We start from the raw sequence: 6,107 nt of genomic DNA on the forward strand, positions 1-6,107 counted from the left end.
CAGTATATTGGGCACACAAAGATTGTGATCGAGTCAGAATAGAATTTATTTATAAAAGACCTAAAATAAGAGTAAGCAGTGCTTTACCAAAAACATTAAATGATCTATTGCAAAAACCAAATTTTTCAAAAGTTGTTCTTGGGAATAATAAAAGCAATAAAGTGATAAACGAAATTAAGTTTAAAAGATTTAAGCATTCACAAAAACAGCTTCCAGAACCATGGGAAGAATATAATGCTAAAGATGTCGATGGTGCTGATGATTGTTTTCAAGAGATGTATATTCAAGAAAAAAAATCAAACACAAATATAGCTCAGTGTGTAGAAGAATATAATGCTATGGATAAATTAAAAAGAATGATCATATATTATACAATAACAATATATAGTTTTTCTTAAAGCATAGCATTTACATGCATCTAATGAGCAGTTAAGTACGATAATTCAAGAAAACACCATATTTTTTTTATAAATATTAAAAATATATGTTTAAATATAGCAAATCTAATAAATAGAGTATTTTATAAGTATTTTTCAAAGTAAGTATAAATAAAGACTTTTAAATCTTTTTTTGTTAATTTAATATATTCAGTTTTTTCAGAAGAGTTATAGAATTTATGATAGTCATTATATAAGATATTTATATTATCTCCTATTTTATCATTTAAATCATCTATCAATATTTTTAATTTTGATTTTGTATTTTTAGTTGTTTCTATACCTTCTTTATAAAAATGAGAAGAGTAGTGAGCTTTACTTGCCGTTTTAATTTTTTCTATATCTTTTTTAATTAATTCAAATTCTTTTTGAATTTTATCATCATTGCTAATAATTTTATTTTTGAATATTGCTTCATCTAAGTTATCAATAGCATTTTTAATTACATCTTTTTTGTATATATTTAGTTTTTGAGATATTTGTTCAATTTTATTTATTGTGTTTATATCTAGCTCGTAACTCACAGCTTTATTTTTGTTTTTTTTCTTGTTGGCATATCCTACCTTTTTATATCCAGCCTTGTATTTATAATCATTAATCAAAAAATATAAAATATTATCTGAAGTCATATCGTTCAGAGAATACCTATATCTTAGATGTTAACTTGGTATAACCTAAGATATATCTTTATAATATTGATATCATAGTTTTTTTTCAATCTAAGACTAAGACTTATATTAAGGCTAAGACTAAGATTCTATTATTTTAAGAAAGTTGATTATTTTACTTAATACTTTTTAAATATTAAGTGGTGGTTATGAGTTGTCGTTTTCAAATTCAAGATTTTTTGTAGGATTATTTTTAGTTGTGTTAGTTTTTGTTGGAGGCTCATTATTTTCATTGCTTTTTTTATTTTCATCTTGGTTTTTAATTTTAAGTTCCTCTATTGTGGTTCCATTATTATTTTCTTTTTTAAACCATTCTGGTTTTCTACCAACTCCACTCCAAGTCTTCTCTTTATTTATTAAGCTTCGATAAATAGGATGTTTTTTATTTTTAGTGGTATTTTGATTATTTGTGTTGCTACTTTTATTTTTCATCTGAATTTCGTTTATAACTTCATCAATATCCAAGTTTGAAGTTTTCACTGTTTCAAAAATAAGGTCGATAAGATTTTTAAGCTCTTCTTTTTTTTATTTTGTATAGCCTCTTCAATATTATTTTTTATTTTTTCTAATTCTTCTTGTCGCATTGCAGACCAATGGTCCTTTGTTAGCTTTGATAGATCTTCAGGCATTGTTAAGAATCCTTTATTGATGAGTATAAATTATCTGAGATTTCAAATTTAAATAATAAATAATCTCTAAAGTTTAAAAAAAAAAGCAATATTTTTTTATTTAGAAAATGGTGATTTAGTATTTTTCGAGTAAAATCTTTTATATACATAAGCAATAAACAATGTTTGATGTTTGTTTGGAATATGATTTAAAATCAAATAATTTTGGAGGTTAAAATGAAAAACAAAGAAATATAAAAACATGAAGAAGGGTTTTGAAAAGTAATAATATAAGAGTGAAATAGTTTATAATAGAAAGTATAAAATAATTAACCCGAGCAAATCAATAATGGATATTGTCTCTTACGATTAATCAACTCAAAAAGGGGAGAATCAATGTATTTTCCAAAAGAAATAATCGTCCATAATAATGTGGAAAATGATCCAGTCACCATAAAAATTATTCAGAGTTGTCCTGATTCAAAAATTATATATGTAGATAAGTGTTATTGTAAAAGCTTCATCATTATTAAGTTCTTGTAAGAATCTTATGCTGGAGAAGATTATTACCGGCAACATTGGACCTGCAACAAAGGTAGTTGATCAATTCATGATGCCTGATGAACGGATGCTTTGTCTCCATTTTGATAAATTCACTTCCATGTCCAATGATGGGTGTCCATATCAATGTGGAAACAAAATGTTGGCTTGATCTAATGCCTTTAATGCTTTATCAAGCCAACATTTTCAAATACTGTTTACTGTCGTTTAGTAATCACTATTGTTTAGTAATCACTATGATGATCCATAAATCTCGCTGCTTCTTCTTCTGTTTTGAATTTTTTATAAAGAGAGTTACTATAGCCTTTAACTTGTCTTTCTGCACCGTTAGGGCCTTTCCAGTCGGTATAGATACCTGGAGTAAAGCCAATTACAACGGCATAATAGCAACCCCTCTTTTTGCTTTTTAATTTCACCAGTGATTTGGGTTTGGGTGTTCTGTTCTCGTGAGAAGAATTAATCGCCCGTTCTATCCGCATCACCATTTCTTTCAGCTCTTGAAGTTCTTCCAATATCATGGAAAATTTCTTTGTCTTTGTCTTTGTCTTTGTTTTTTCTTGCATAATGTCCTCCAAGTTTAAAATTAATAAAAAGAGTGAGATATTCACTCTATTTATCTAAACGATACTGCTGTTTTTTTCTGACAGCTTGGAAGGAAGCATTAAAACAAAGAAATCTTCCAATACTTCAGGATATTAATCCATTCTTTATCAGATATATGTCATCCGACTTGCCAACCTCAATTTTACTATTAAAATGGATTGAAACCCTATACCTTTAGGGTAGGGGTTTTGATCTATTATCAGGAACAATGACTTTCAAAAAGTTTTTAAGGGATAGTTGGATAATTTTATAGTGATATTTACAATGAGGAGACAGTAATTCAATCAATTTGAGAGTGTAAAGAGAGAAGTGAATGATGCCAAAATATTCTCTATTTTGACCAAAAAAATCAACTTTATTAATTTTTGCACAAAACAGCACATTGCTTTAAATGATTGTTTTAAGCAGTCTATAGCACTGTTAATTGTGTTTATATGCAATTCCTTTGATTTATTAATAAATATTTTTACATAACTAATGCACAGTATATATATGTAAATATATTTCTATTTAGCTCGCTTTTCAGCGAGCGACAAATATAAGTGTAATTGGTTATTGGTAAATGGAAAATGTAATTTCATATAACCATTCTCATTTATTCAATAGGTATTTCAATTTACTTACGACCGTTATGCACTCATATCATAATAATTTTCTGTTTTTTAAAAACGACTTCATTTTTTCTCTTTTTTCTTCAGAACAAAGGTCTTTTTTTAAAAAAACAGGTTTAATCAATCCTGATATGTTTGCTGCTTGGTTTATTAATTTTTTGGGTATTGTTTTACCTGTAATCAAACCGTCATGTTCGTTTTTATAGACAGGAATATCATTTTGATTACAAAGATTTGTTAAATGATGGATAAAACAGGCTTCTTGACCTTGAAGAATGAAAGCGGACAGAGTTCTCTGACAAGCTTTTATCTCGCGTTTATTTGTTGTTGGTTTACCATCTAAAACCAATTGATTTGAATTTTTCATTATTCCAAACTGTTTAAATCTTAATCCAAGAGCGTTTTTCCAATAAATATAGTTTCCGTAAGGGTAGCTGTACCTGGGATGATTTCTAAAACATAATAATCGTCTCCATCGTTTGGTTTTAAGGTATAGATCTTCAGTTAATTTGATAAATTGATCGATGGTAGATTTGGCTTTTTGATAGTTGCCATTAAAATAATGGATTAGCGTATTACTGACTGTACCACCGTAATTTTCTATCTCTGCACCGAAGAATAGTGCGTAGAAGCATGTTTTCCAGACATCTACATCAACATTTAGCTTTTTTGCGTATATGTGCTTTCCTTTTGGGTTGTTTAAGTATTTTTCAAGCCAGTCACAAGAGATATTGGTAGCTTTAAATTCCTGCATTAATACTTTAGCTTGAGATGCTGATAAGTCGTAGTTGTATATATTTGGGATCTTTTTAAAGAAAAGCTCTTTAAAAGGTTGACTGGCATTTTGAAATCCACCACCAATTTCGGTTAATCTTCCACTGATTTGAAAGCGGTAAGCAGCTGTGTACTCGAAGATATGGGTCTTGTTGATTTTATTAACGTATCTGGGTTTTTGGTACAGGATTGTTTTTAAAGCGTTGAAGTCGTTGTTAAAGACACCGAAAGCATGTCTTTTTTTAGCAAGGTATTTTTGTGATAAGTTGTTAGCTTTCTTAACGTTCAAATATTCTTTGTTTGCTTTATTGTATGTTTTCTGTTGAGCTTTAACCAGTTTGTATACCTCCAAAGGGTTAAACGGACAGGGGGTAAAAGCTTGTTTCAAATTATTTAGAACGGGTATCTTTACAAGATTCGTATTTCGATTGTTGTTTTTTCCTGTAATGATGGTCTTTTGTTCTGTATCTCTAAGCCTGTTGCCGTTCATCAAATTGACGGTTTTGATGTTATATTTTTTAATGTCAATCATCTCTTTCCATGTTTGGAGAATATCGGATGTCTCATACATCAAGCAGTTGTGGAAGATCTCTTCTTTTAGTCTAAATTCACGGCATTTGCCTTTAATTTTTCCATTGTAGAAGTGTTTTTTAAAGTCAATTAACTTATTTAATCGTTTTATATCAAAATTTCTTCCGAACTCTTTTTCGATTAACACGTATGGGACTGGTGTAAATCCATCGTTAAAGTCTTCTTTCTGTCTACTTTGAGCACATGCATACAAATGTGCCAGGAATTTGTGATATTTAATACGCTCTTTGGTCAAACTAACATCTGGAGAATCAGACACATCTTTTGTTAAATTCCAAATATAATCATATAGTTTTTTACTAACTACATATTTTTGGGTAATATAAGGTTTGAATTTTTCCATATGATGATCTCCTGTTATATATTTTAGAAGGAATTTGAGATAACAGGCAAAACGGTTAATCGAAAATGGTTGTTGAGATTTTTGAGGTGTTTGTTATCGACAACTCCCCACATGATTTCAGTATCATCATCACAAGCAGCATGCACTGTATCCGAAATATCGGTAATATCTTGTAGAGTAAAATCCATTGTCGTGTAAGAAAGGATAAATAAGCAGCCATCGGATCTTTTGATATAAGGTGTGTTTATTTGTATTAATCTTTGGGAGTCATAAACACTATTTTTTAACGAGTTTTCTGTAGAGAAAGCAATTCCGCGGGTGTTTTGTAAAACATACTTAATATCAGCATAATCAATACCAACAATTATCGGGAACAAAATAATACTGCTAATGTCTATAATTACATTGGTAGCTGATAAGGTAAAAGTATCTTTCGGTAGGGTTATAATAGATTCATTTGAACCTGGCACAAGCGGAGAGGTAAAAGAGTTAAATTCATCAGGAATCAACGTAATGATTAATCCTGACTCTGAACCCAAGATCACTTCTCTTGCAATAAAAAAGTCCTTATCTGTAGGTGACCCCACAAGGAAGACCGCATCCATCTGGTCAAGAAATGCTGAAATACCCACCTGCATCGGGTTAAACTGGATCACATTATTGGAATTGTTGGAAGATGTTGAAGAACAAGCATCTTTTGGTAAACGTTGGCCTACTTGTAAGCCTGTTTCACCAACATTGATAACACAAAGGTGAAGGAGGGAGGTCTCATATTTATTTATACCATATTCTGGAGTGATATAGGTTAATCCTTGTGTGACGTTACCCGTGGCCAATAGCAGGCTACAGAGACTTACGTTCTTTATAAAATTTCTTCTTGATATCATATTATCTTCCTGAATTAAGGAACA

General features: G+C 29.8%; 6 protein-coding genes and 1 pseudogene. 1 reads left to right on the forward strand and 6 read right to left on the reverse strand.

The window, feature by feature from the left end; genetic code table 11:
• A pseudogene (locus tag MTBBW1_RS28760) lies at positions 1–398 on the forward strand (hypothetical protein); the annotation flags it as partial.
• A 122-nt stretch (positions 399–520) separates the two neighbouring features.
• On the opposite strand, the gene MTBBW1_RS25590 reads toward MTBBW1_RS28760, so the two are convergent.
• The 6 genes from MTBBW1_RS25590 to MTBBW1_RS25610 form a co-directional block, all read right to left on the reverse strand.
• The gene (locus tag MTBBW1_RS25590) at positions 521–1,066 is read right to left on the reverse strand and encodes a hypothetical protein (protein WP_080809370.1); all 546 of its coding nucleotides are present in this window, start codon (positions 1,064–1,066) and stop codon (positions 521–523) included.
• Between the two features lie 186 nt (positions 1,067–1,252).
• Positions 1,253–1,570 carry an H-NS family nucleoid-associated regulatory protein gene (locus MTBBW1_RS25595; RefSeq protein ID WP_245809564.1) on the reverse strand — a complete coding sequence of 106 codons (318 nt, stop codon included), beginning with the start codon at positions 1,568–1,570 and terminating at the stop codon, positions 1,253–1,255.
• A gap of 11 nt (positions 1,571–1,581) precedes the next feature.
• Entirely contained in the window at positions 1,582–1,734 is a 153-nt protein-coding gene (locus MTBBW1_RS28765; RefSeq protein WP_186441719.1) for a hypothetical protein, read from the reverse strand.
• 764 nt (positions 1,735–2,498) lie between these two features.
• On the reverse strand, positions 2,499–2,837 hold the full coding sequence (locus MTBBW1_RS25600; protein ID WP_222424178.1) for an RNase H1/viroplasmin domain-containing protein: 339 nt from the start codon (positions 2,835–2,837) through the stop codon (positions 2,499–2,501).
• Positions 2,838–3,519: 682 nt separating this feature from the next.
• Positions 3,520–5,196, reverse strand: a complete 1,677-nt coding sequence (locus MTBBW1_RS25605) for a hypothetical protein (RefSeq protein ID WP_080809376.1) — start codon at positions 5,194–5,196, stop codon at positions 3,520–3,522.
• Between the two features lie 23 nt (positions 5,197–5,219).
• Positions 5,220–6,107: FtsZ/tubulin family protein (locus MTBBW1_RS25610; protein WP_222424179.1), on the reverse strand; the 888-nt coding region annotated here is incomplete at its 5' end.

The organism is Desulfamplus magnetovallimortis, assembly GCF_900170035.1.
Lineage (GTDB): Bacteria > Desulfobacterota > Desulfobacteria > Desulfobacterales > Desulfobacteraceae > Desulfamplus > Desulfamplus magnetovallimortis.

What these genes read in the sequence shown, in the direction of transcription:
- MTBBW1_RS25590 (WP_080809370.1), bottom strand. Translation starts at nt 1,066, where the DNA reads ATGACTTCAGATAATATTTTATATTTTTTGATTAATGATTATAAATAC.
- MTBBW1_RS28765 (WP_186441719.1), bottom strand. Translation starts at nt 1,734, where the DNA reads ATGCCTGAAGATCTATCAAAGCTAACAAAGGACCATTGGTCTGCAATG.
- MTBBW1_RS25600 (WP_222424178.1), bottom strand. Translation starts at nt 2,837, where the DNA reads ATGCAAGAAAAAACAAAGACAAAGACAAAGACAAAGAAATTTTCCATG.
- MTBBW1_RS25605 (WP_080809376.1), bottom strand. Translation starts at nt 5,196, where the DNA reads ATGGAAAAATTCAAACCTTATATTACCCAAAAATATGTAGTTAGTAAA.